The following is a 22,950-nucleotide window of genomic DNA, read 5'->3' on the forward strand; positions in this document are numbered from 1 at the left end:
CGGCCACTCAGTCCGCAGTGGTGGTGCGGGCACGGTCGGTGAGGGTGTTGAGCGTTCCCGCGATCGTGTCGGCGGCTGCGGTTCCGATGGTCAGTCGATCACCGTTGGCGAAGGTGACGAATGCCGCCGGCCCGGCTTCGGTGGCGACGGCGTAGTTGCCGCGGCCCTTCGCTCGCAGACCCCACCCGCCGAAGTCCTTGGCCGGGTTCACCGTCCGCACCGAGGCACCGGTGATCTCGGCGATGTCGTAGTCGAATGCCGCCATTCCCAGGCTCGAGACGTAGAGGCCGTCACTGTCGATGTGCACGGTGAATCGCAGCAGGGACAGGATCAGGATGGTCAGCGGAACGAACAGAAAGATCGGCCACGGCGAATTCGAGAGGTAGCACGTCACGCCGGCTCCGGCCGCAGACAGCGCGATCACCGTGACTGCGGCGACGCGGCTGGCTCCGACGGGAACCACCAGCGGCAGTTCGAGGCCGCACCGAGGTAGGTCGGTGTGCAGGGGTGCGGTGGCGACGACGCGTTCGCGGTGATCCCGCAGGCGCGTCGCTCCGAACAGTCCGATGGCGAACCCGGCAACGGTACCGACGGCGATGGCCCAGCCGGGAATGGTGACGCTCTGCTCGGTGGGTAGGTCGAGTTCGCGTGCGAGGGTCGCGATCTCCAGCACGCCGATCGTCCCGACGACGGTAAGCCCGATGATCAACATCGTCCGACGCATGATCAGCAGCACTCGGGCCAGGGCGGCCACCGCGCTCACACCGCCGCCGACCAACACGATGACGATGGCGACGGTCCAGGCGTTGGCGAGCGGATTGGAGAAGTCGTCCGGCTGGGTTCCGCTGAAGTGAGTCGCCACCTGGTCCGGCAGGCGACCCTCCCACAGATAGGCCAGGACGAGGCAGAGAACGGCAACCGCGAGCGGGAGGACGACGCCGAAGACGACTCCGGCAGGATCGAAGGTGCGCAGACTCTTCTGTTTCATGCGCTCAGCTCGGCTGGCAGGCGTCCTTGAGGCTGCACGAGATGCACGATTGTCCGCATCCGTCGGCCTCGGCGGGTGCCGGCACTGCCGCGGCTGCGCGGGCACCGATCGATCCGCCGGCTGCGGCGATGAACAGCGCTGCAGCGAGGGCGACGACCACTCCGACGACCGCTGCGATGCCGCTCAGTGCGAGTGCGGCTACGCCGCCGATGGCCAGTACCAGCGCAGATGCTGCTGTGGTCGGGCCGGCGACACGGTTCGCGAGGACGAACGTCTCGTCGTCGCGCATTGCCTCTGGGGTACGGACACCGGCGAAACGATTGCGCGGGAGCCGGCCGAGCAGCGACAGGGCAGCGACAGCCCCGACGACGAGGGCGAGCACGAACAACACAACCGAGACGATGACCACCTGGCCAGGATACGGCGCAGCGAGGTCCTGGTACCAGGCGGGCCGCGTCACACTTTAGGCTGGTAGGTGTGACCGATTCCGTTGAAGCATCCACCGAGTCCGTTCCCGAGTACCGCTACACAGCCGAACTCGCCGGGCGCATCGAGGAGCAGTGGCAGGACCTGTGGGAATCGCAGGGCACCTTCGACGCGCCCAACCCGGTCGGAGCGCTCGCCGGAGACGTCCCGAAGGACAAGCTCTTCGTCCAGGACATGTTCCCGTATCCGTCGGGCAGCGGCCTGCATGTCGGGCACCCCTTGGGCTACATCGCCACCGATGTCTTCGCGCGGTACCACCGCATGCAGGGACGCAACGTACTGCACGCACTGGGCTACGACGCCTTCGGACTGCCCGCCGAGCAGTACGCCGTGCAGACGGGTACGCATCCGCGCAGCACCACCGAGGACAACATCGTCAACATGCGACGCCAGTTGCGTCGCCTGGGTCTCGGGCACGATCGTCGACGGTCCCTGGCGACGACGGATGTCGACTTCTACCACTGGACGCAGTGGATCTTTCTGCAGATCTTCAATGCCTGGTTCGACGACGAGCTCGGCAAGGCGCGTCCCATCTCGGAGCTGGAGGCGGAATTCGCCTCGGGTGAGCGGACCTTGGACGACGGCCGCTCCTGGGAGTCGCTGACCGTCGGTGAACGCCGCGAGGTGATCGACGGCTTCCGTTTGGTGTACGAGTCCAACTCGATGGTCAACTGGTGCCCTGGCCTGGGTACCGTGCTGGCCAACGAGGAGGTCACCGCCGACGGACGTAGCGATCGCGGCAACTTCCCGGTCTTCCGAAAGAACCTGCGCCAGTGGATGATGCGCATCACTGCGTACTCCGATCGGCTGGTCGACGACCTCGAATACCTGGATTGGCCCGAGAAGGTCAAGACCATGCAGCGCAACTGGATCGGACGCTCTCGCGGAGCGCAGGTCTCGTTCTCCGGGATCGAGGTGTTCACCACCCGCCCGGACACGCTGTTCGGTGCGACCTACGTGGTGCTGGCGCCCGAGCACGATCTGGTCGACGGCATGGTGGCCGAGCAGTGGCCTGCCGGAATTTCGGACAAGTGGACCGGCGGCGCCGCGACACCGGCCGAAGCCGTTGCCGCATACCGCGCGTCGATCGCCGCCAAGTCCGATCTCGAGCGGCAGGAGAACAAGGAGAAGACCGGCGTCTTCATCGGTGCGTACGCCGAGAACCCGGTCAACGGTGAGCAGGTGCCGGTGTTCATCGCCGATTACGTGCTGACCGGGTACGGCACCGGCGCCATCATGGCCGTTCCGGGCCACGACGCACGTGACTGGGAGTTCGCGACGGCATTCGATCTGCCTGTGCGCGAGGTCATCTCCGGCGGCGACGTCACCGAGGCGGCTTACGTCGGCGATGGCGAGCTCGTGAACTCCGGTTTCCTCGACGGCCTACCGGTCGACGAGGCCAAAGCCGCCGTCATTTCCCGACTGGAGTCGGAAGGCAAGGGCCGCGGCACAATTCAGTACAAGCTGCGCGACTGGCTGTTCGCGCGCCAGCGCTACTGGGGCGAGCCGTTCCCGATCGTCTGGGATTCCGAAGGCAACCCGCACGGACTGCCCGATTCTGCTCTGCCGGTGGAACTTCCCGAGATCGAGAACTACGCCCCGGTGTCGTTCGATCCTGACGACGCCAGCTCCGAGCCGTCCCCACCGCTGGCCAAGGCCGACGAGTGGGTCAATGTCGAACTCGATCTGGGCGACGGACTGCAGACCTACACCCGCGACACCAACGTGATGCCGCAGTGGGCCGGCAGCTCCTGGTACCAGCTACGCTACGTCGACCCCACCAACTCCGAGGCCTTCGCAGACCCGGAGAACGAAAAGTACTGGGTGGGGCCGCGTCCCGAAATCCACGGACCCAACGATCCGGGCGGAGTGGATCTCTACGTCGGTGGCGTCGAGCATGCGGTGTTGCACCTGCTGTACTCGCGCTTTTGGCACAAGGTGCTGTTCGATCTGGGTCACGTCAGCTCGAGCGAGCCCTACCGACGCCTGTACAACCAGGGTTACATCCAGGCCTACGCGTACACCGATTCCCGCGGGGTCTACGTACCTGCAGCCGAGGTCGTCGAACGCGACGGCGGCTACTTCTACCAGGACCAGCCCGTCAACCGTGAGTACGGCAAAATGGGTAAGTCGTTGAAGAACTCGGTCTCGCCCGACGAGATCTTCGCCGAGTACGGTGCCGACACCCTGCGTGTCTACGAGATGTCGATGGGTCCGCTGGACACCTCACGCCCGTGGGCGACGAAGGACGTCGTCGGCGCGCAGCGTTTCCTGCAGCGCGTGTGGCGACTGGTGCTCGACGAGGTGACCGGCGAGGTTCGCGTCACCGATGCGAAGCCCACCGAGGACACGCTGCGGGTGCTCAACCGGGTGATCGACGGTGTGCACGCGGATTACGCTGCGCTGCGCGACAATACGGCCGGTGCCAAGCTGATCGAGCTGACCAACCACATCACCAAGGCGTACCCCGACGGTGCCCCGCGCGGGGTGGTGGAGCCCTTGATCCTGATGCTCGCTCCTTTGGCGCCGCACCTCGCCGAGGACTTGTGGGGCAGGCTCGGACACGAGAAGTCGTTGGCGCACGGGCCATTCCCGCGCGTGGAGAAGAAGTGGTTGGTCGCCGATACCGTCGACTACCCCATCCAGGTCAACGGCAAAGTCCGCAGCCGCATCACGGTCTCTGCCGATGCAACGAAGGACGACGTCGAGAAGACGGCATTGGAAGACGAGAAAATCGTGGCCCTGCTCGACGGGAAGGCCCCGACCAAGATCATCGTGATTCCGGGTCGCATGGTGAACATCGTTCTGAAGTAGCTCTCGCCTCCGCCGAACTCGAAGTTATGGATGAAAATCTTGCGATTTCCGTCCATAACTTCGAGCTCGCGGGGGTTTAATTTGTTGCATGTCACTGGCTGGTAGAGGGTTTGCGTTGAGGCTGATGGCCTCCGTGGTGCTACTTCTCGGGTCCGCGACGCTCGTGAGTGTCCCTGTTGCACAAGCAGATCCGGGACCCGGCTCGCCGGTTCCAGCGGATGATCCGTTCTACGATTGGGACGGCGGCCTGGACGTCTCCCCGGGAACGGTGCTGCGGTCGAGGCCCATGACGTTCCGTACCCCCACCCAGCCGACGGCGATCACAGGTAGCCAGGTGCTCTACAGGACTACCGACCAGCAGGGCGACGGCGTCGTCACGGTCGCCACAGTGCTGCGGCCCTTGATCCCCGGGCCGACGCGGATCGTCTCGTACCACATGGCGTACGACGCCCTCGGCTCGCAATGCAATCCCTCGTACACCCTCAGCGGCGGGTCCACGAGTCCCATTGCCGGCGCGGAACAGGCGGTCATTGCCGGTTACCTTGCAGCCGGCTACACCGTCGTCGTGCCGGATTACGAGGGCGAGGAGCTCGAGTGGACGATCGGGCGGCAGTCGGGCTACGCCGCTCTGGACGGCATTCGTGCCGCGCAGTCCCTCCTGCAGCTTCCGTCGAGCACGCCCGTCGGCATGGTCGGGTACTCCGGAGGATCCGTCCCGACGCAGTGGGGTGCCGAAGTTGCCCCCGAATACGCGCCCGAGCTGAATCTGGTCGGTGCGGCGGCCGGCGGGCTGCCGGTCGACCTGGCTCACAACCTTCCGTACGTCAGCGGTAACAGAGAGTGGGCGGGTGTCATCCCGGCACTGATCGTCGCCTACGAGCGTGCGTACGGACTCGACCTGAACAGTTTCATCTCCGACTACGGCTTCGAGGTGATCGATCAGGTCGATCAGGAGTGCATCGCCCAGTTCGCCGACGACTACCCGACACTCACCGACGCCTCGATGGTCAAGGCCCCGTACACCTCCCTGCTGGATGTACCCGAGGTGGTGGCGGCGATCGACGACAACATCATGGGCAGCCAGGGCACTCCGCGGACGCCGATGTTTCTGGCCGTCGGTCACGCCGATCCGATCGGCGACACCGTCATGATCACCGGCGACGTGCAGGGACTGGCGTACGGCTACTGCGGCCGGGGCGTGGATGTGCAGTACGCGCAGTACGACGGCCTGACGCACAGCGACGCCTTCCCGGTATTCGAGGCGCAGAGCCTGCAGTTCCTGACCGAACGGTTCAGCGGTGGGCCGACGCACAGCAACTGTGTGACGATCCCGCCCGGCAATGCCTTGACCCCGACTTCGTAGTTCTCTCAGATGGCCCCGAGATCGGCAGACAGCCAGTGTTCGGGGCGCAGGTAGAACACCACATTCTCCTCGTGCTCTCGGTTGGCCATCTCGAGGTAGCCGTCGACCTTCTCCGGGGGCAGGTAACGGGCTGCCATGGCTCGCAGCAGCTGCGGGGTGCTCGGCTCCTCTCGCGCCACGGGGCCCTCGACGCTGACGTAGCGGATCGTCGGATCGGACTGCTCGATCATCAGAGTGAATCGCCCTGCAGTCCTGATCAATTGGGCCTTCTTCGAGGTGGCACCGGTCAACACCCAGGCTTCACCGCCGGGGGTGTAGTCGTACCAGATCGGTACCGTCAGCGGGCCACGGTCCGCCCCGGCCGCTACCGAGAGGGCGGCGATATGCGATTCGGCCAGATACTCTTCGCGTTCTGTCTTCGACAGTGCCATGAATCAACCGTAAGACTTCCCCGGGCGAAGTTCCAGACCTGATTCGACGCCCAATGTGGCCTGATCCTGGTCCGCCGTGGACAGTGGAGGGATGCCGATCGCCGAGCCGAAGATTGCGGGTAGCCCCGTCGGTCGCCGAGTCGTGCTCGGCCTGGTGGCGGCCGGGGTCGCGGGCATCGTCGGTGGGGGCGCGGTGCAGAAGGGTCTCGCGTCGGTACTCGGGCCGATCGGTAACCACGATCCGACGGGACTGATCGGACTGATTCCCGTGGGCGACAACTTTCGCTTCTATTCGGTGACGCAGGGCGCGCCGCGCAAGGACGAGAACTCCTATGCCCTGACGGTGGGCGGTTCCGTCGACACACCGCGCACGTTCACTCTGCAGGACCTCCGCTCGATGCCGCAGACGTCGTTGGTGCGTGACTTCCAGTGCGTGACGGGATGGCGTGTACCGGAAGTTGCTTGGAGCGGAGTGCGATTGGCAGATATTCTCGATGCCGTCGGACCCACCGCGTCGGCGACGTCGTTGCGGTTCACCTCGTTCGACGGCACGTATACCGAGAGTCTGACGCTCGAGCAGGCGCGACGCGACGACGTACTGGTTGCGTTGACCATGCTCGACGGCCCCGTCACCCACGATCACGGAGGTCCGGTTCGGCTGTTCGTCGCTTCGATGTACGGCTACAAGAGCATCAAGTGGATCGGCGGAATCGAGTTGACGGACAACGTGGTTCCCGGATACTGGGAGAAACGTGGATACGACATCGATGCGTACGTCGGCGAGTCGAACGGACGTCGAGATGACCCCACGAGCTGACGACCGCGCACGGTTCGACCGAGTCGAGCGGTACGTGCACTGGACAGTCGGGGTCTTGGTGATCGTGTGCATGGTGACCGCTGCGATTCTGTACATCGGGTCGCTCGCGGTGCTGGTCGGCAATCGCCCGGTGGTGGAGTTCGTGCACGTGTGGTCGGGCTTTCTGTTGCCGATTCCGTTGATTCTCGGTGCGGTCTCACGCAGCTATCGCACGGACCTCGGCCGTCTCAACAGATTTGTCGCCGACGACTGGAAGTGGTTGCGCTCCAAAGCACGTCGACTCGGGGCGGTGGGGGTCGGGAAATTCAACGCGGGTCAGAAGCTCAACGGCGCGCTCAGCGGCGGGTCGATTCTGGTGCTCCTCGGTACCGGCGTCGTCATGTACTTCTCGGCGTGGAGTCCACTGCAATGGCGTATCGGTGCAACATTCGTACACGACTGGTTCGCCCTGGGATTCGGGCTACTCGTCGCCGGTCACATCACGTACGCCTGGCGTGACCCGGAAGCAATGCGCGGAATGACACAGGGTGCCGTGACCAGCGAGTGGGCAGAGCACGAGCATCCGGAGTGGTGACAACAGTTCAGTCGAGCGTCCTCACGCTGGCCGTATCGCAACACCGGGCATCAGTATTCGCAGGACACCCTGCGCCACTTCGGTTGCGGACTCCGCAGGACGCGTCAGGCAGCGGAAGAGAATGTTGTTGGTCAACATGATTGCGGCTTCGAGTGCCGGTGCGTCGTCGCTGAACACGCCGCTTTCACGTCCGCGTTCGAGGATGGGGACCACAGCGGACGGGAGGTAGAGGTTTTCGATGACCGTCGTGATGGTGCTCGGTTGGTGGAATTGTTCGAAGCTCAAGGCGAGCAGCATGCCCGAGCTCATGGCTCGATTGTCGATGACGAACTCGCCCAACGAAACCAACGTGCGTTGCAGTGCGGTGGCGGGGTCGACTCCGAGGCGTTCGTCGGCGCGACGGAGGCGGAGCACACGGTCGAATTCGGGCTTCAGCGCCGCAACGATGATGTCGACCTTGCTCGGAAACAGTCGTCGAAGGTCTTCTACGCGGATCTTCGCCGCCGCCGCGATGTCGGCCAGGGTGACCAGGAAGTAGCCGTTGTCGACGAACAGAGTTTCGGTCGCCGCGATCACGTCGGCCTCGAGGTCGGGCCGCAGAGCATCCGAGATTTCGCCCGGATCGGGTTGGGCAACGGTGCGGTCGGAATGCAGTGGGTCTATGGCCCACTGGAGAATCGAGTTGGTGGCCGATGCAACGTCGTCGGAGGACACCGAGCCCGGCGTGAGCACCTCCCGGAGCGCCAACCCGTCGAGCAGAGCCCCGACGACCGCCGAGAGGTTTGTCAGCGACAGTGGTTGGCGCAACGAACCGCCGTGAGCCTGCACCGCTTGACCGATGATGGATCGCAGGTCGGTGTCGAAGCGCTCGAACTCGGGGATGACGGCCTTTCGGGCACCGTTGTGGTCGGCAGCCAGCAGCACTGCGACGAGGCGACGTCGCATGAGACCGGACGTGAGGTCGTCGAACAGCGCCGACACCGGAGCTTTCACGTCCTGGCTGCCGGTAGTAGCCGCAGTACCGGTGTAATCGAGTGTGAGGTGGTCGAGGAGGTCTTCGACGAAAGCTTCCTTGCCACCGGACCCGCCGCCGCGAGAGTTGCCGGGGTACGTGTTGTGGAAAGTTTGGTGCGACAGCCCCGCGTGTTCGACGACGGCCGAGATCGAGAGCGAACGCGCAAGATCGGTCGTGTCCATCTCACCGAGCAGGCGATATCCGGCCTGAAGGAACTGCTCCCGTGGGAGTGACTTCTGGTTCACCGACTACCGCCTTCGTCCACCTGCACCGCATTGTTGGATCTTGAACTATAGCAATTGGATGGTCCGGATCCTGCTGTTTAGTTTCAACTAAAGCATGGTGTAGCCGGACATGCTTTGTGGAGTAAAGCCTCGAATAAGCTTGTGTTGCATAGAGTTCGGCAACCGTGGTCAGATTCAGATCGGTCCGTAGGCCGATTGCATCAGGAGGCCAAGATGGTAGCGACGAGTCATCGACCCCAACTTTATTCGCGAGTCTCGGTGTCGAGCGGCGTCCGCTCTCCACTCGGTACCAGGCCCGGCGGAGCGAGGCCCACCCCTGCGCCCGCGCGGGCTGTGGGGGTGTACACCTCACCGGGCCTGACCGCGCGTGAGATCACCGTGCTCAAGGCGTGGCTGGACTGCGATTCCAAGGTCGACGTGGGCGCACGCCTCCACATCGCATTGGGCACCGTCAACACGCACCTGACGAGGATCCGCGACAAGTACTCCCGCGTCGGACGCGCCGCTCCCACGAAAGCTGCACTCGTCGCGCGCGCCCTGCAAGACGGCATCGTGAAACTGGACGAGCTCTGAAGCTAGGTTGTCCGCGTTGCTGAAGCCTGTGGATGCGTTCCCGAGCTCTTTGGCAGTCGCCGCCCCGGACCGTAAGCGATAGATCATCCGAGTGAATGAGAAGACTCCATTCGTCCACTGGCAAGGGTGAAGAGGGAGATGCAGTCGGTCCTGTGAACAACGCCGGGGACGAAGCTCATGTTGTGAGTGGAAACTCGACCCCTGCTACGAAGTTTCGCTCACCTGGTGCGGAGCACCAATTCCGTGGGGTGAGCATCGGCGGGAGTATCGATTGCGTTGCGCACTGCACGGGCAACGGTCCTGGGCTGCAAGAACTTCGAGCCGTCGTACTCCCCGCCTTCGTGCGCGACGATCTCTTGCTGCATCTCGGTGTCGATGCGTCCTGGGTGCACCGAAGTGACGCGTAACGACGGCTCCTCCAGGCGCAGTGCATCAGCGAAGGCGCGGAGCGCGAACTTGCTCGCCGCGTAGGCACCCCAACCCGGGTTGGCGCGTATGCCGGCACCCGAATTGATCAGCACCACATGGCCTTTGGCGGAGCGCAGTGCAGGGAGTAGCAATCGAGTGAGTTCGACGACGGCGATGACGTTCACCTCGTATTGGCGACGCCAATCGTCCGCCGTCGACTCTTCGACCGTCCCGAGCGCCGCCACGCCGGCGTTGTGCACCAACACATCCAGAGAATCGATGTTCGACGCGGCAGCGGCCACCGCGTCCGGATCGGTCAGTTCCACCGGCCATGGGGTGGACCCGGACAGTTCCGACGCAATGGGGGCGAGGGACTCGGTGGACCGACCACCCAGCAACACGTGATGGTCCGGAGCGAGCATTCGAGCGATATGGGCCCCGAGACCCCGGCTTGCTCCGGTCACCAACGCAGTACGAGTCATGAACTCAGGTTAGCTAGAAGCTCATCCCCGCCTCGGATGCCCATGCCTGGGTGGTGTTCGCGCCGTCGAGTTCCTCGCGAATGATGTCCGCGTGGCCGGCGTGCTGAGAGATTTCGCGAAGGATGTGCAGAACCGTGAATCGTGCACTCTGCCAGATTCGTTCGGGTGCCCACGGCGCCGTCGGGACAGGTACCGACAGGTCGAGGTCCAAAGTTTCTAGCGCTGCCGAGGTGGCACCGGCCACCTCTTCCCATTCGGCGACGAGTCCGGCGACGGTCTCGTTCTCGGCCATCACGTACTCGCTGCCGGCGGCGGCCATGTCGAATTCGGCCGTCTCGTCCAGCTCTGCGATCACTGTCATCCAGTGGCGCTCGTTGCTGATCACGTGGTGCAGCAGTCCACCGAGGGTCAGCTCGCTCGCGGTGGTGCGGGTACGAGCCTGTTCCTCGCTGATGCCGCGGACGGTGATGAGAAAGTTCGCGCGCTGTTCGGCGAGCATTTTCTGAATGTCGGTGTTCTCGGTGGCCATTGTTTTCCTCCTGGTAGCTGGTGAAACTCACACTAGGAGCGATCGCGGACACCTTCGGTCCGCAATCCAACCGAGCAGAAATCGGCCGCCGGACGCAAACTATCTGCATGGGCGATCGCGGTTTCACTTCCACGCAGCTGGCCGCACGTGCGGCGTATCTGCTCCGAGGCAACGACCTGGGCACCATGACCAGCGCAGCACCCAGGTTGTACCCGCACATGTGGAGCTGGGACGCCGCATTCGTTTCCGTCGGCTTGGCACCGTTGAGCGTCGAGCGGGCCGTCGTGGAGATGGACACGTTGCTGTCGGCGCAGTGGAAGAACGGGATGATTCCGCACATCGTGTTCGCCAACGGTGTCGACGGCTACTTCCCCGGCCCTGCGCGGTGGGCCACCGGGACGCTGGCGACCCACGCTCCGATGAGTCCGCAGACCTCCGGAATCACCCAACCGCCCGTCCACGCGATCGCCGTGCAGCGCATCCTGGATCACTCCAAACGCCACGGCCGCACGACGCGAGCGGTGGCGGAGGAGTTCCTGGATCGCCGCTGGGGTGATCTGGTGCGGTGGCATCGTTGGCTCGCCCAGGCCCGCGACGTCGACGACAACGGACGTATTGCGCTGTTCCACGGCTGGGAGTCCGGCATGGACAATTCGCCGCGATGGGATTCGGCCTACGCCAATGTGGTTGCCGGTGAGATGGATCCGTATTTTCGCGAGGACAAGGCGGTCATCACGGACTCGTCTCAGCGGCCCAGCAATCTCGAGTACGACCGCTACATCTGGTTGGTGGAGGAGATGAAACAGGTCGGCTACGACGACGATGCGTTGAAGACGAAGATGAGCTTCGCCGTCGAGGACGTGTTCGTCAGTGCCATCTTCGCCGTCGCGTGCGACGTCCTCGCCACCATCGGGGAGGACCACTCGCGGCCGCGCTCGGATGTGCGCGAATTGCGCGGGTGGGCGGACAAGTTCCGCACGGGAGTCATCGCGACCACCGACACGCGTTCGGGCGGGGCACGAGATTTCGATCTGCGGACGGGTCAGTGGATCGGCACGGAGACCATTGCCATGTTCGCGCCGCTGCTGTGCGGAGGATTGCCGCGCGAGCAGGAGCGCAATCTCATTCGGATCTTCGAGGGCACCCGGTTCTGCGGACATCCGGACCTGCGGTACGCGGTACCGCCGTCGACGTCCCCGGTGTCGAAGGACTTCCGTGCTCGCGAGTACTGGCGGGGACCGGTGTGGCCGGTGATGACATGGCTGTTCTCGTGGGCTTTCGCACGCCGCGGGTGGTCGGAGCGATCACTGTCTTTGCGAGACGAGGGTCTGCGTCAGGCGAGTGACGGCAGCTTCGCCGAGTACTACGAGCCGTTCACCGGCAAGCCGCTCGGCAGCATGCAGCAGTCCTGGACGGCCGCTGCCGTGCTGGATTGGCTCGGATGAGCCGGCCGGGTCAGCCGAGGTAGCTGTCGACCAGCGGGCCGACGACGTCGAACGAGGTGGCGTCGGGCACGAGGTACTTGGCGATCGTGCCGCAGACGAAGGGGTGCCACGCGGAACCGGAGTCGGTTCCCATCGAGGACACGGCGAGGATGTCACCGAAGTAGATGCCCGGCAGGTGCCGCTGGGCGAGTTCGTCGTTGTGCGAGGCAACGGCGAGCAACTCTTCGGCGTGGCTGCGATCGATGTCGTCGCCCATGGATCCGAGCAGGTCGGCGCTGTCGGCGCTGGACCGAACGGGGTCGCTGTCGAGCAACGTCAGTGCACCGACCGTAACGCCGCGACTCTGCAGCTCGACGGCGATGGCGTGCGCGAGTACTCCACCGAAGGACGTGCCCAGCAGGTGTACGGCCCCGTCGGTCTGGATGCGAACGATGTCGTCGGCGTACTGCGAGGCCAAGGCGACGAGGGACTCCGCGAGCTCTCCCGACGTCGGGACCTGGACGCCGTAGATGGGACGCGCGTCGTCGACGTGTGCTGCGAGTTCCGCGTAGCAGTCGACCAGCCCGACGAGGGGGTGGATGCAGAACACCGGGTCGAGGTGGCCGGCCGTACGAATCGGTGCGATGGTCGGCACCGCGTAATCGGACGGGTCGAGTTCCGTGAGAGCCACGTGGATGCGATCGTTCACGACAGTCATGGGTGCGCCTCCGAGCCAAGAGAAGTAGTTCGTGTTTCTATGGTTTGTTCGTGCCGACTCTGGGTATGTCGCCGTCGGCAGCGTGAGTGTTACCCACGTCTCATCGAGAACGACTCAACCACGTCTCGGAACAGAACGCATTAGTGACTGTTCACCATCGTCGGCTCGGACCCACCGGGCGTCCCGCACGTGTTTTCCCGCCGATGACGGGCGTCCACCTGCAGATCCAGCAGCCAGACCAGTAGTCCGGCGATCGCGAACACGGCCCCCGCAGCGCACACACCTGCCCACTCGAAATGCTTCCAAGCCATAGTCCCAACGGCAGATCCTGCTGAGGCTCCCACGAAGTACGTCGTCATGTAGACGGAGTTGATTCGGGCGCGAGCAGCCGGTTCCAGGGCGTAGACGATGTGCTGGTTGCTCACGTGCACGCCCTGCAGTGCCAGGTCGAGAAGTACGAATGCGACCACGAACACCACCCAGTAGTGGCCGCCGACGGCGAACATCGGCCAGAGTGCGATCAGCAGAACCGCACAGGTACCGCTGGCCCATTGCACCAGTCCGCGGTCTGCGAGCCGGCCCGCGACCGAGGCCATCAGAGCGCCGCCGACCCCGGCCAATCCGATCAGTCCGATCTGGACGGCACCGAAGCCGAACCTCGACGACAGCAACAGCGTCATCGTCGCGAACACCGTGCTCACCGACGCGAAGCCGAGACCGCCGAGCACCGCGCGGGTCCGAAGCCTGCGGTGGGTGCGTACCAGCCGAACCATCGACACGAGCGCCGAGCCGTAGGTGACGTCCGCCGTCACGGTGTTGCGTGGCAGCACCCGCCACAGGCCGACCGCGGCGATCAGCATCAACACCGCGGCCACACGGTAGACGCCCTGCCACCCCGTCACCGACGACAGCAGCCCCGAGATGCTGCGGGCCAGCAGGATGCCCGTCAGCAACCCGCCCATGACCACTCCGACGATGCGTCCGGATTGCTCCGGGTGTGCCATCGACGCGGCGAACGGCACGATCACCTGCGCCGCCACCGAGAACAGTCCAGCGATCGCCGTGCCGACGAGGAGCCAGGAGAGGCCGGGCGCGAATCCGGTGATCGCCTGACCCGTCGCAGCGAGAATCATCAGCCCGACGCTCAACCTGCGGCGATCGACGACGTCGCCGAGAGGCACGATGAGCAGCAGGCCGAGGGCATAGGAAATCTGTGCGACGGTCACCGAGGTGGCTGCGGCTGTCTCGGACACGTCGAATTCGGTGGCAATGAGGTCGAGCAGCGGCTGGTTGAGATAGTTGCCGCCGGCCGAGAGTCCGGTGGCGATCGCCATCAGGGCGACGACGGGGGTGCTCACGCCGGTGCGCGAGGTGCTTGCTGTCTTCACATGAACAAGGGTGCTCGTTGCACATCCAGCTGTCCAATAGAACGTTACGAACGATCGATCGTCTAAACAGATAGAGTTGCGAAGCGTGGAACTCAGACACATCCGGTACGCCGTGGCGGTCGCCGAAGAGCAGCACTTCGGGCGTGCAGCAGCTCGGCTGCGAGTCGCTCAATCGGCGCTGAGCAGCCAGATCAGAGACCTGGAAAAAGAGCTGGGCGTAGATCTGTTCGCTCGCACGAGCCGAAGCGTCGCCATCACCCCGGCCGGGCAGATCTTTCTCGAACGCGCGCACAGTGTGCTCGGTGCCGTGTCCCGATTGGTTGCCGACGTCGCGCCCGATCCCACGACCGCCATCCGGCGGCTGCGCGTCGGCATGATCGCGCCTCTCGCCCGTGTCGATCTGGCCGCGGTGGTCGGTCGAGTCTCCCAGCGATTTCCCAACACGTCGGTGACGTTGCTGCCGCGGCCGAGCGCCGACATTCTCGACGGCATCGCACGCGGAGACCTCGATCTCGGAATTATCGGACTCGCGCCCGGACGGCCGCATCCGGGATTGTCGGTCACGGCCCTGTGGACCGAACCACTGTCACTGTTCGTCGGCCCCGATCATCCTTGGGCCCAGAGGGATTCGATCCGGCTGGCAGACCTGTCCGAGATGACGATGATCGACCGGCCGGCGGGCAGCGAGGCCAGACTGCAATCCGATCATGCATTCACCCGCTCGTCGGTTCCCCGTGGACGCATTCTGGAGGCCGATTCGGCCGACCTCATCGGTCAACTCACCGCAGCAGGGTTGGGTGTGACACTGCTGCCGTCATCCTTGGCGTCGATTCTCCCTGGACTACACATGATCGACGTCATCGATGCACCGACACGAACGGTGTCGGTGGTGACCAACCCCGAGCACGCGAATGGCGTGATCGCCGCGGTGGTCGAGGATTTGATCGCGTCGTCGGTGGCGCAGTGAACACCGCCCGATGCCCGTAGTCGAGGATTCGACTACGGGCATCGTGGCTCTATCGAAACACTCTGGGCTAGGCGGACTTCCACACCGCGACGATGGACGGCCGTGGCTGCGTGTCGCCGCCGTCGGGCCAGTGCGAGATCGGTGCGTCGGCGGTGGCGTCGTCGCTTTCACCCGGGTGCTGGACGCAGACCATGACGCGCTCGTCGGTGACGATGGGGCCGCAGGTCTCGCCGCCGGCGGGGACGGTCAGGAACTGACGTGTCTCGCCGCGACGGGGGCCGTCGAGCACCACGGCGAAGAGGCCGTCGTTGGAGTCGAGGGCGTTGCCGTCGGTCGAGACCCACAGGTTGCCCTTCGAGTCGAAGGCGAGGTTGTCGGGGCACGAGATGGGGCTGACCTGACTCTTGTCGAATCCGCCGAAGTACGTGTCGGCCTCGTTCGGATCACCGCAGACCAGCAGGAGGTTCCACGTGAACGACGTCCCGGCGTGGTCGTCGTCGAGTTCGAGTACCTGCCCGTTCTTGTTCTTGTTGCGGGGGTTTGCCTCGTCGGCGGCCGCTTTGCCCTCGGTGCCGCGGTTGGAGTTGTTGGTCAGTGCGACATACACCTTGCCGGTCACCGGGTTCGGCTCGAAGTCTTCGGGGCGGTCCATCTTGGTTGCGCCCACTGCGTCACCCGCCTGACGGGTGAACACGGCGACTTCCTCGGCCGACATACCGTCGACGAGAGACTTGCCGCGGCCGTCCTCGCCGGTTTCGAGCAAGGGGATCCACGTTCCGCTGCCACGGAATTCACCGTTGGAGGGCAGCGTGCCCGAGCCGTCGATCTCGTCGGGCGTATCGCCGGTGAGGCTGGCGACGTACAGCGTGCCGGCGTCGAGCAAGGTCAGGTTGTTGCGCATCGCGGCCTGGCCGGTGCCGGGCATCATCTTTCGGCTCGAGACGAACTTGTACATGTAGTCGAAACGTTCGTCGTCGCCGCTGTACGCCACGACGGTGCCGTCGTCGGTGACGTGGATGGTCGCGGCCTCGTGCTTGAACCGGCCCAGAGCGGTGTGCTTGATCGGGGCCGACTGCGGATCCCACGGATTCACCTCGACGATGTAGCCGAATCGGTTGACCTCGTTGGGTTCCTGAGCCAGATCGAATCGCTTGTCGAAGCGCTCCCACTTACGTTCACTGGCACCGCCTTCGACGCCGTAGCGCGAAAGGCGCATGGCCACAGTCGCATCCGTGACGGTCTCGGCGTTGGCGAAATACTGGTTGAAGTTCTCCTCGCCGGAGAGCACCGTTCCCCACGGGGTCAGACCGCCCGAGCAGTTGTTGAACGTGCCGAACACCTTGGTGCCGGTGGGGTCCACGCTGGTCTTGAGGAAGTCGCTGCCGGCGGCGGGGCCGGTGATCAGGAACTCGGTGGTGCCGGTGATGCGCCGGTTGTACTGGCCCATAGCGGGGGTGAGCTTGCCGGTGCCCGATTCGCCCTGCACCTGCACGACGGAAAGGCCGTGTGCCGCAAGGGCTACGTCGAACTGCTCGCGGGTGGGGTTCTCCGCGTCGTAGCCCTTGAACATTGCCGGTTCCGTGCTGTACTCGTGGTTGACCACCAGCAGGTGGGCATTGGGCGTGCCCTCGATCGGTAACAGGCCGGCGAAGTCGTTGTTGAAACCGAACTGCTTCTCCTGCGCTGCGCCCGTCTGCTTGTCGAAGTCGAAGGCCGGTGCGCCCGCGACGACGGCGTCGCCCCAGCGAATGACGATGCCCTGCTCGTAGCCGTCGGGAACGACGACCGCGTCCTCGGTGTTCGGTTCCACTGCAACGAAATCCACGCCGTCGACGGGCTGGGTGTCGGAGCCCGAGGTGGTCGAGGTTCCGGTGGCTGCCGGCTCGTCGGTCGAGCATGCGGCCAGCGCGCTACCCGCGCCGACGGCGAGCACTGCCATCGCCCCGCCCTTGATGACGCCGCGCCGCGACATCGCGGTCTTGACGATGTCGCCGAAGTACTGGCCCTTCGACGTATTGGGAATCTCGTGGAAACAGGCATCGCCGCACTTGTACTTGCAGGTCAACGATGATCGTTTGGAGCTTCCGTCGTGAACGGCGAACAGGGGCAGTGGCTTCATGTCACGGCACGCTGTCACCCAAAAGCGAAAGTAAAGGAACGCTCAGGTGAAGTCCCGGATAACGAGGTAACCCTTGGTCGCTGCTACAGCACCTGCGAGAGGAATGTCTTCAGTCGATCGGTGTGCGGATCGTCGAACAACTGCTCCGGCGTTCCGGTTTCGACGGCGCTGCCGTGATCCATGAACAGGACCTTGTTGGACACCGACCGAGCGAAGCCCATTTCGTGGGTCACCACGACCATCGTCATGCCGCCCTTGGCGAGGTCGGCCATCAATGCCAGCACTCCCTTGACCAGTTCCGGGTCCAGTGCAGAGGTGGCCTCGTCGAAGAACATCACCTCGGGCTTCATGGCCAGTGCTCGCGCGATGGCGACGCGCTGCTGCTGGCCGCCGGAGAGATTGCCCGGACGCGAATCCGCCTTGTTGGCCAGGCCCACCAGTTCGAGCTGCTCCATCGCGGCCGCGCGCGCCGCATCCTTGTTGAGCCCCAGCAGCTTCTGCGGCCCGAGCGCGATGTTGTCGGCGACGGTCTTGTGCGGGAACAGGTTGAAGTGCTGGAACACCATTCCGATCCGCTGACGAAGTTCGTCGGGGTTGTCCTTCAGCACCGACTTGCCGTCGAGCAGGATGTCTCCCTGCTCGGGCTCGTGCAGGCGATTGAGGGCCCGCAACAGCGTGGACTTACCCGAGCCCGAAGGCCCGATGACAGTGGTGGTCTTACCTGCGTCGACATGCAGGCTCACCCCACGCAGAACCTTGTTGGTACCGAACGACAGGTGAATGTCCTTGCCGGTCAGAGAAACTGAAGTCACGTCGGCTACCTCTCCACCACGATGGATGTTTCGACGGGACCGAGGGTGCCCGAGGTGTCGGCCTTACCGGATCGTAGGCGTCGGTCGATGTAATTGACCAGGTGCGTCAGCGGGATGGTCAGGATGAGATAGAACAATCCGGCGGCCAGCAGCGGCGAGAGATTGCCGGTCTGGGCGGCGGTGTCCTGGCCGACGCGGAACAATTCTCGTTGCGAGGCAAGCAGACCCAGGAAGTAGATCAGCGAGCTGTCCTTGATCAACGAGATGAACTGGTTGACGATCGCAGGTAGCACGCGCCGAATGCCCTGCGGCACGACCACGAGGTTCATGGACCGTCGGTAGCTGAAACCCAGTGCGCGGGAGGCTTCGAGCTGCCCGGAGTCGACGCTCTGGATGCCGGAGCGGAAGATCTCACCGAAGTACGCCGCTGCCATCAACGACAGCGCCAGGATGCCCAGCGGGAACGGGCTTCTGCTGCCGGTGAATTGGGTCAGCGTCGGGCCGAACCCGAGGCCGATGAGCAGGATGACCACGGCGGCGGGTAGTCCACGAAAGATGTCCGTGTACACCCGCGCCGGCCACCGCAGCCAGCGGGTGCGGGAGATACCCGCCACCGCCAGCCCGAGTCCGATCACGGTACCGATCACTCCCGACGAGACCGCCAGAATGAGGGTGTTCGGCAATCCGACCGTGACCAGTTTGGGAATGGTCTCGCCGATCAGTTCCCAATCGAAGAACGTGTCGTACAGATTCGACAGAGTGCTCATGAGGTACGAGTGCCCTTACGACGCCGGCAGAACGGACGCCTTGCTGCCCGGCTTCCAGTCGGCGGGGACCTCACGGTCCGGGTACCACTGCTTCTCGAGCGTGCTCCAGGTGCCGTCGTCGACCACGGCGTCGAGGCCGGCGTTCAGGGCGTCGATCAACGGCTGGTTGTCCTTGGCGACGGCGTAGGCGGTGAAGTTGGTGGTGTTGATGGTCTTCTCCAGAATGGAGACACCGTCCTCGGTCTTGACCTGACCGGTTGCCTGCTGCGACGGTGCGACCCAGGCGTCGACCTGACCGGACTTCACGTTCGCGTACGCGGTGTTGTAATCCGGGAACCGCACCGGCTCGATGCCGAGGGTGTTGGTGACGTAATCGTCCTGCACGGTGCCCTGCACGACGGCGATGCGCTGATCGGCGTTCAACTCGGCGATCGTCTTGATCGAGTAGTCGTTCTTCGCGACCAGTGCCATCTCACCGAAGTCGTAACCGTTGGTGAAGCCGACGGTCTGACGACGGGCATCCGTGGTAGAGATGGACGAGGAACCGGCGTCGTAGACCTTGTTGTTGACCGCTGCGAGCAGGCCTGAGAACTCGGTCGCCGAGAACTCGACGGTGAGGTTCAGCTTGGCCGCGACGGCTTTGAGCAGCTCGTTGTCGAAGCCGGTGAAGTTGCCTGCGTCGTCGATGAAGATGTTCGGCGGCGCGTCGGACAGGGTGCCGACGTACAACGTCCCCGGCTTGATCAGACCGAGGTTCGCGGTGTCGATCTGATCGAGCGCGGTGACGCTGTCGGTCGTGTACTTGTCGAGCGAGGCCTGGTCGGAACCGGCCAGAGCGTTCTCGCCGGTGCCACCCGAGCTTCCGTCGGAACACGCGACGGCTCCGAGCGTGAGTGCGAGCGTCGCAGCGACAGCTGCGATGGCACGGCCTCGTAAACGACGTGTGTTCAAGATGAAGCTCCTAGGTGCAATCGGGAGGGACGAACGAGGCTATCGTGCCGATGGAGGCACACGACAATCACATTGCAGTTGTATGAAGCAACCCGCTTGTTCCCGAAATTCCCTCACCTCAATCGCGTCTAGCGGTGTGCGTCCCGCCACGCGATGGCCTCGCCCAGTTCCGTGAGGTCGTAATCCGGTCCCCCGGTACCGACGGTGAACAGCGTGGCACCGGCGTCGACGAAGTCCTGAGCGGTGTCCGCGCCCGGCCACGAGACCGAGCGGGTGATGCCCGAGGTGTCCCGCCCGACGGTGGTGCCGTGCTCGGCGAGGATCTCGGATTTACGCTTCAGTGCATCGAGGTCGGCGAAGCTGTGCCAGATGTGGGCGTACTCGGCCACGAGCTTGAGGGTCTTCTTCTCACCGCCGCCGCCGATGAGGATCGGGATGTCGCGCGTCGGGGCCGGGTTACCGACGTCGAGGCGGTGCCGGATCCTGCCGAGGCTCTCCTTGAGCAGCGCCAGACGTGAACCGGCCGTACCGAACTCGTAGCCGAAGTTGTCGTAGTCCTTCTCGTTCCATCCGGCACCGATGCCGAGAATCAACCGGCCGCCGCTGATGTGGTCGACGGTGCGCGCCATGTCTGCCAGCAGGTCGGGGTTGCGGTAGCCACCTCCGGTGACGAGCGCGCCGATCTCCACGTTCGACGTCTGCTCGGCCCAGGCACCGAGCATCGTCCAGCACTCGTAATGCGCGCCGTCGAGGTCGCCGTACAGCGGATAGAAGTGGTCCCAGTTGAAGACGATGTCGACTCCCGCATCTTCGGACCGCAGCACCGCGTCGCGGATCAGCTGATAGTCGGGCGCGTGCTGGGGCTGAAGCTGAACACCGATCTTGACGGTCATGTACGTCTCCTCGTCGTGTGGGCTGTCTCACCCATGATGCACCTCGTTTCCCGCGATGCACGTCGACCGAGATCAGCCGACTCGTACTCCGCTCTCGGCCATCATCGCTCGGAGGACGAACCCGGCCTCGGAGCCGACGATGTCGCCGACCAACGTGATGTAGCGATCGACGAACGCCCCGCCGTGCTGTTGCTCGTCCTCGTCACCGAAGTGGTGAGCCAGTTCGTGGAGCACCACCAGCTCGCGCAGCGCCCAGGCCCGATTGCCCTGATGCAGGGGTACCGCGATGGTCGCGGCGTCGCGTTCGTAGTGGGCGGCACCCGATCCGGATCTGGCCCGAACGGTCACCGTCCGGCCGGCGTCGGGCCACGTAGTCGCGATCCAGTCCAGCGCCAGCACCGCATCGACATAGCTCTGCACGGATTTCAACGAGGCGAACTTCCGCTCGATCGGCAACGTGATCTGTGAGCCCAACACCGTCACGACGCGGTTGTCGCGCTCCTCGGCTCGATCGAACATGATCCGCACCATCTGTTCGGCGTCGTACACCGCCGACCGCTGCGCATCCCTCGGTCTGCTCACTCGTCCAGCTTAAGCAGGTCGAGTTGTTTCCGTACCGGCGCTCGCCTATGGTTCAAGTGACAACGATTGTCGAAGTCATTCCCACTTCCAGGCTCAGGAGTTCGTCGTGCTCGTCGTCGAGAATCTCCGCATCGACGCCGGACGCACCCGCATCGTCGACGGCGTCTCGTTCGAGATACCCACGGGTCGACGCGTCGGCCTGCTGGGCGCCTCGGGTTCGGGCAAGTCCTCCATCGCCTCGGCTCTGGTCGGATACCTCCCGCCGGGCATCACGTGTTCCGGTCGCGTCGTCGTCGACGGCCACGATGTCGCCGGTGTTCCGACCCCGCGGCGGCCGCGCACCGCACGCCCGGCGATGGTCTTCCAGGACTCCGCGACGGCGCTGAACCCGATGGTCACCGTCGGTAGGCAACTCCGCACGCCCGACGCCGCCGCGCTGCTCGCGCGCGTGGGTCTGCACGACACCGCGCGCGTCCTGGCCTCGCACCCACTCGAACTTTCGGGTGGTCAGCGTCAACGAGTCTGCATCGCACTGGCATTGGCGCGCGAGAGCTCGCTGGTGATCGCCGACGAACCGACGACGGCACTGGACGTCCTGAGTCAGGCGCGCGTTCTCGACGCTCTGCGGCAGGTGCCGTCGTTGCTACTGATCACCCACGACATCGCCGTCGCCGCGCAGTTGTGCGACCACCTGCTGGTTCTCGATTCCGGCAGAATCATCGAATCCGGTTCCACTGCAACGGTACTCAAGAACCCATGCTCGGATCGAACGCGACAGATGATCGACGTGGCTCGGGCGGCTGACCCGTTCCGGCAGCTGGTTGCATCGTGAGCCTGGATGAGTCTGCCGGTTTGGTGGGTACGGCACTCACGCGGCAGTACGACCGGCACGGCACGTCGCACACCGCGTTGGATGCCGTCACGTTCGCGGTGCCGCCGACCGGGCGGATTGCCGTCGTCGGTGAATCCGGTTCCGGCAAAACGACATTGCTGCGCCTGCTGCTGGCCGTCGATGCCCCGAGCGGCGGAAGTATCTCGCTCGACGGGCGAGTCGTCCGACCCGGATCGGCCGGATCGCTACGGTGGTTCCGCCGCCGGGTGCAGTACATTCCGCAGGATCCGGCGACCAGCCTCGACCCGCGCCGCAGCGTCCTCGACCTCGTCGCTACTCCGCTACGCCTACTCGGTATCGAGGGTGATCACCGAGCCACGGCCACCGGCGCATTGTCTGCCGTCGGACTCGATGCGCACTTCTTGGCTCGCCGTTCGGCCGAGCTGTCCGGCGGACAGAAACAACGAGTCGCCATCGCCCGAGCCGTGGCCTGCGCGCCGCACTATCTGTTGGCGGACGAGCCGGTCAGTGGGCTCGATCCCGACCTCCGAGAGCAGGTGCTCGATGTACTTGCCGGCCTACCGGGTGCGCTGCTGATCGTCAGCCACGACCTGTCGGCCGTGGCCAGACTCTGCAGCGACGTGTCGGTGATGCAGGAGGGTCGCATCGTCGAATCCGGTTCTGTCCGCAGCGTTCTCACTCGGCCCCAGCACGAGCACACCCGAGATCTGATCGACGCCGTTCCTCGGCTCACGTAACACAATCAGGAGCT

Annotated in this window: 20 protein-coding genes and 2 pseudogenes; 9 read left to right on the forward strand and 13 right to left on the reverse strand. The window is 64.6% G+C overall.

Annotated features, from left to right (window positions below; genetic code table 11):
• Nucleotides 1-7: 7 nt before the first annotated feature.
• Together K414_RS0105450 and K414_RS0105455 are read right to left on the reverse strand one after the other, a co-directional pair.
• Entirely contained in the window at nucleotides 8-988 is a 981-nt protein-coding gene (locus K414_RS0105450; RefSeq protein ID WP_027495025.1) for a DUF1648 domain-containing protein, read from the reverse strand.
• Nucleotides 989-992: 4 nt separating this feature from the next.
• A complete protein-coding gene (locus tag K414_RS0105455; protein WP_027495026.1) occupies nucleotides 993-1,397 on the reverse strand; it encodes an SdpI family protein in 405 nt (134 codons plus the stop codon).
• Between the two features lie 68 nt (nucleotides 1,398-1,465).
• Here K414_RS0105455 and leuS point away from each other — a divergent pair, with 68 nt between their 5' ends.
• Entirely contained in the window at nucleotides 1,466-4,288 is a 2,823-nt protein-coding gene (gene leuS, locus K414_RS0105460) for a leucine--tRNA ligase (protein ID WP_027495027.1), read from the forward strand.
• A 124-nt stretch (nucleotides 4,289-4,412) separates the two neighbouring features.
• The gene (locus tag K414_RS0105465; protein WP_202595046.1) at nucleotides 4,413-5,651 is read left to right on the forward strand and encodes a lipase family protein; all 1,239 of its coding nucleotides are present in this window, start codon (nucleotides 4,413-4,415) and stop codon (nucleotides 5,649-5,651) included.
• Between the two features lie 5 nt (nucleotides 5,652-5,656).
• Here the strand turns inward: K414_RS0105465 and K414_RS0105470 are convergent, their stop codons facing one another.
• Nucleotides 5,657-6,082, reverse strand: a complete 426-nt coding sequence (locus K414_RS0105470; RefSeq protein WP_027495029.1) for a pyridoxamine 5'-phosphate oxidase family protein — start codon at nucleotides 6,080-6,082, stop codon at nucleotides 5,657-5,659.
• 91 nt (nucleotides 6,083-6,173) lie between these two features.
• Between K414_RS0105470 and K414_RS0105475 the strand changes: the two genes are divergently transcribed.
• Nucleotides 6,174-6,899, forward strand: a complete 726-nt coding sequence (locus K414_RS0105475; RefSeq protein WP_027495030.1) for a molybdopterin-dependent oxidoreductase — start codon at nucleotides 6,174-6,176, stop codon at nucleotides 6,897-6,899.
• A complete protein-coding gene (locus K414_RS0105480) occupies nucleotides 6,883-7,473 on the forward strand; it encodes a cytochrome b/b6 domain-containing protein (RefSeq protein ID WP_027495031.1) in 591 nt (196 codons plus the stop codon). Before K414_RS0105475 ends, K414_RS0105480 begins: the two co-directional genes overlap by 17 nt.
• Nucleotides 7,474-7,494: 21 nt before the next feature.
• On the opposite strand, the gene K414_RS0105485 is transcribed toward K414_RS0105480, so the two are convergent.
• Entirely contained in the window at nucleotides 7,495-8,733 is a 1,239-nt protein-coding gene (locus K414_RS0105485; RefSeq protein WP_027495032.1) for a TetR/AcrR family transcriptional regulator, read from the reverse strand.
• 351 nt (nucleotides 8,734-9,084) lie between these two features.
• Between K414_RS0105485 and K414_RS29525 the strand changes: the two are divergent.
• A pseudogene (locus K414_RS29525) lies at nucleotides 9,085-9,306 on the forward strand (LuxR C-terminal-related transcriptional regulator); the annotation flags it as partial.
• A gap of 218 nt (nucleotides 9,307-9,524) precedes the next feature.
• On the opposite strand, the gene K414_RS0105495 reads toward K414_RS29525, so the two are convergent.
• Nucleotides 9,525-10,196 carry an SDR family oxidoreductase gene (locus K414_RS0105495; protein WP_027495034.1) on the reverse strand — a complete coding sequence of 224 codons (672 nt, stop codon included), beginning with the start codon at nucleotides 10,194-10,196 and terminating at the stop codon, nucleotides 9,525-9,527.
• 13 nt (nucleotides 10,197-10,209) lie between these two features.
• Nucleotides 10,210-10,725: a DinB family protein gene (locus K414_RS0105500; protein WP_027495035.1), complete on the reverse strand. Its 516-nt coding sequence runs from the start codon at nucleotides 10,723-10,725 to the stop codon at nucleotides 10,210-10,212.
• 107 nt (nucleotides 10,726-10,832) lie between these two features.
• Between K414_RS0105500 and K414_RS0105505 the strand changes: the two genes are divergently transcribed.
• Entirely contained in the window at nucleotides 10,833-12,170 is a 1,338-nt protein-coding gene (locus K414_RS0105505) for a glycogen debranching protein (protein ID WP_027495036.1), read from the forward strand.
• Between the two features lie 10 nt (nucleotides 12,171-12,180).
• Here the strand turns inward: K414_RS0105505 and K414_RS0105510 are convergent, their stop codons facing one another.
• Together K414_RS0105510 and K414_RS26115 are read right to left on the reverse strand one after the other, a co-directional pair.
• Nucleotides 12,181-12,867 carry a thioesterase domain-containing protein gene (locus K414_RS0105510; protein WP_027495037.1) on the reverse strand — a complete coding sequence of 229 codons (687 nt, stop codon included), beginning with the start codon at nucleotides 12,865-12,867 and terminating at the stop codon, nucleotides 12,181-12,183.
• A gap of 140 nt (nucleotides 12,868-13,007) precedes the next feature.
• A complete protein-coding gene (locus K414_RS26115; RefSeq protein WP_230074338.1) occupies nucleotides 13,008-14,201 on the reverse strand; it encodes an MFS transporter in 1,194 nt (397 codons plus the stop codon).
• 139 nt (nucleotides 14,202-14,340) lie between these two features.
• Between K414_RS26115 and K414_RS0105520 the strand changes: the two genes are divergently transcribed.
• A complete protein-coding gene (locus K414_RS0105520; protein WP_027495038.1) occupies nucleotides 14,341-15,222 on the forward strand; it encodes a LysR family transcriptional regulator in 882 nt (293 codons plus the stop codon).
• A 67-nt stretch (nucleotides 15,223-15,289) separates the two neighbouring features.
• On the opposite strand, the gene K414_RS0105525 is transcribed toward K414_RS0105520, so the two are convergent.
• The 5 genes and pseudogenes from K414_RS0105525 to K414_RS0105550 all read right to left on the reverse strand — a co-directional run bounded on the left by K414_RS0105525 (nucleotide 15,290) and on the right by K414_RS0105550 (nucleotide 21,346).
• Nucleotides 15,290-17,341, reverse strand: coding sequence for a PhoX family phosphatase (locus K414_RS0105525; protein WP_027495039.1), 2,052 nt, complete (start codon nucleotides 17,339-17,341; stop codon nucleotides 15,290-15,292).
• 83 nt (nucleotides 17,342-17,424) lie between these two features.
• A complete protein-coding gene (locus K414_RS0105530) occupies nucleotides 17,425-18,153 on the reverse strand; it encodes an amino acid ABC transporter ATP-binding protein (protein ID WP_174557188.1) in 729 nt (242 codons plus the stop codon).
• 5 nt (nucleotides 18,154-18,158) lie between these two features.
• A pseudogene (locus K414_RS29285) lies at nucleotides 18,159-19,874 on the reverse strand (ABC transporter substrate-binding protein/permease).
• A 125-nt stretch (nucleotides 19,875-19,999) separates the two neighbouring features.
• Nucleotides 20,000-20,764 (reverse strand): LLM class F420-dependent oxidoreductase, encoded by a 765-nt coding sequence (locus K414_RS0105545; protein WP_027495043.1) that lies wholly within the window; start codon nucleotides 20,762-20,764, stop codon nucleotides 20,000-20,002.
• 72 nt (nucleotides 20,765-20,836) lie between these two features.
• The gene (locus K414_RS0105550) at nucleotides 20,837-21,346 is read right to left on the reverse strand and encodes a TIGR04338 family metallohydrolase (protein ID WP_027495044.1); all 510 of its coding nucleotides are present in this window, start codon (nucleotides 21,344-21,346) and stop codon (nucleotides 20,837-20,839) included.
• 106 nt (nucleotides 21,347-21,452) lie between these two features.
• On the opposite strand from K414_RS0105550, the gene K414_RS0105555 reads away from it, so the two are divergent.
• Both K414_RS0105555 and K414_RS0105560 read left to right on the forward strand, forming a co-directional pair.
• Nucleotides 21,453-22,178: an ABC transporter ATP-binding protein gene (locus tag K414_RS0105555; RefSeq protein ID WP_027495045.1), complete on the forward strand. Its 726-nt coding sequence runs from the start codon at nucleotides 21,453-21,455 to the stop codon at nucleotides 22,176-22,178.
• Nucleotides 22,175-22,936 (forward strand): ATP-binding cassette domain-containing protein, encoded by a 762-nt coding sequence (locus tag K414_RS0105560; RefSeq protein ID WP_161631777.1) that lies wholly within the window; start codon nucleotides 22,175-22,177, stop codon nucleotides 22,934-22,936. The genes K414_RS0105555 and K414_RS0105560 overlap by 4 nt, the downstream gene beginning before the upstream one ends.
• Nucleotides 22,937-22,950 lie beyond the last annotated feature (14 nt).

This window comes from Rhodococcus sp. JG-3 (genome assembly GCF_000482405.1).
GTDB classification, from domain to species: domain Bacteria; phylum Actinomycetota; class Actinomycetes; order Mycobacteriales; family Mycobacteriaceae; genus Rhodococcoides; species Rhodococcoides fascians.

Coding starts and splice junctions, on each gene's coding strand:
- K414_RS0105450 (WP_027495025.1), bottom strand. CDS start 988: ATGAAACAGAAGAGTCTGCGCACCTTCGATCCTGCCGGAGTCGTCTTC.
- K414_RS0105465 (WP_202595046.1), top strand. CDS start 4,413: ATGGCCTCCGTGGTGCTACTTCTCGGGTCCGCGACGCTCGTGAGTGTC.
- K414_RS0105470 (WP_027495029.1), bottom strand. CDS start 6,082: ATGGCACTGTCGAAGACAGAACGCGAAGAGTATCTGGCCGAATCGCAT.
- K414_RS0105475 (WP_027495030.1), top strand. CDS start 6,174: ATGCCGATCGCCGAGCCGAAGATTGCGGGTAGCCCCGTCGGTCGCCGA.
- K414_RS0105480 (WP_027495031.1), top strand. CDS start 6,883: ATGACCCCACGAGCTGACGACCGCGCACGGTTCGACCGAGTCGAGCGG.
- K414_RS0105495 (WP_027495034.1), bottom strand. CDS start 10,196: ATGACTCGTACTGCGTTGGTGACCGGAGCAAGCCGGGGTCTCGGGGCC.
- K414_RS0105500 (WP_027495035.1), bottom strand. CDS start 10,725: ATGGCCACCGAGAACACCGACATTCAGAAAATGCTCGCCGAACAGCGC.
- K414_RS0105505 (WP_027495036.1), top strand. CDS start 10,833: ATGGGCGATCGCGGTTTCACTTCCACGCAGCTGGCCGCACGTGCGGCG.
- K414_RS0105510 (WP_027495037.1), bottom strand. CDS start 12,867: ATGACTGTCGTGAACGATCGCATCCACGTGGCTCTCACGGAACTCGAC.
- K414_RS26115 (WP_230074338.1), bottom strand. CDS start 14,201: ATGGCGATCGCCACCGGACTCTCGGCCGGCGGCAACTATCTCAACCAG.
- K414_RS0105525 (WP_027495039.1), bottom strand. CDS start 17,341: ATGAAGCCACTGCCCCTGTTCGCCGTTCACGACGGAAGCTCCAAACGA.
- K414_RS0105545 (WP_027495043.1), bottom strand. CDS start 20,764: ATGACCGTCAAGATCGGTGTTCAGCTTCAGCCCCAGCACGCGCCCGAC.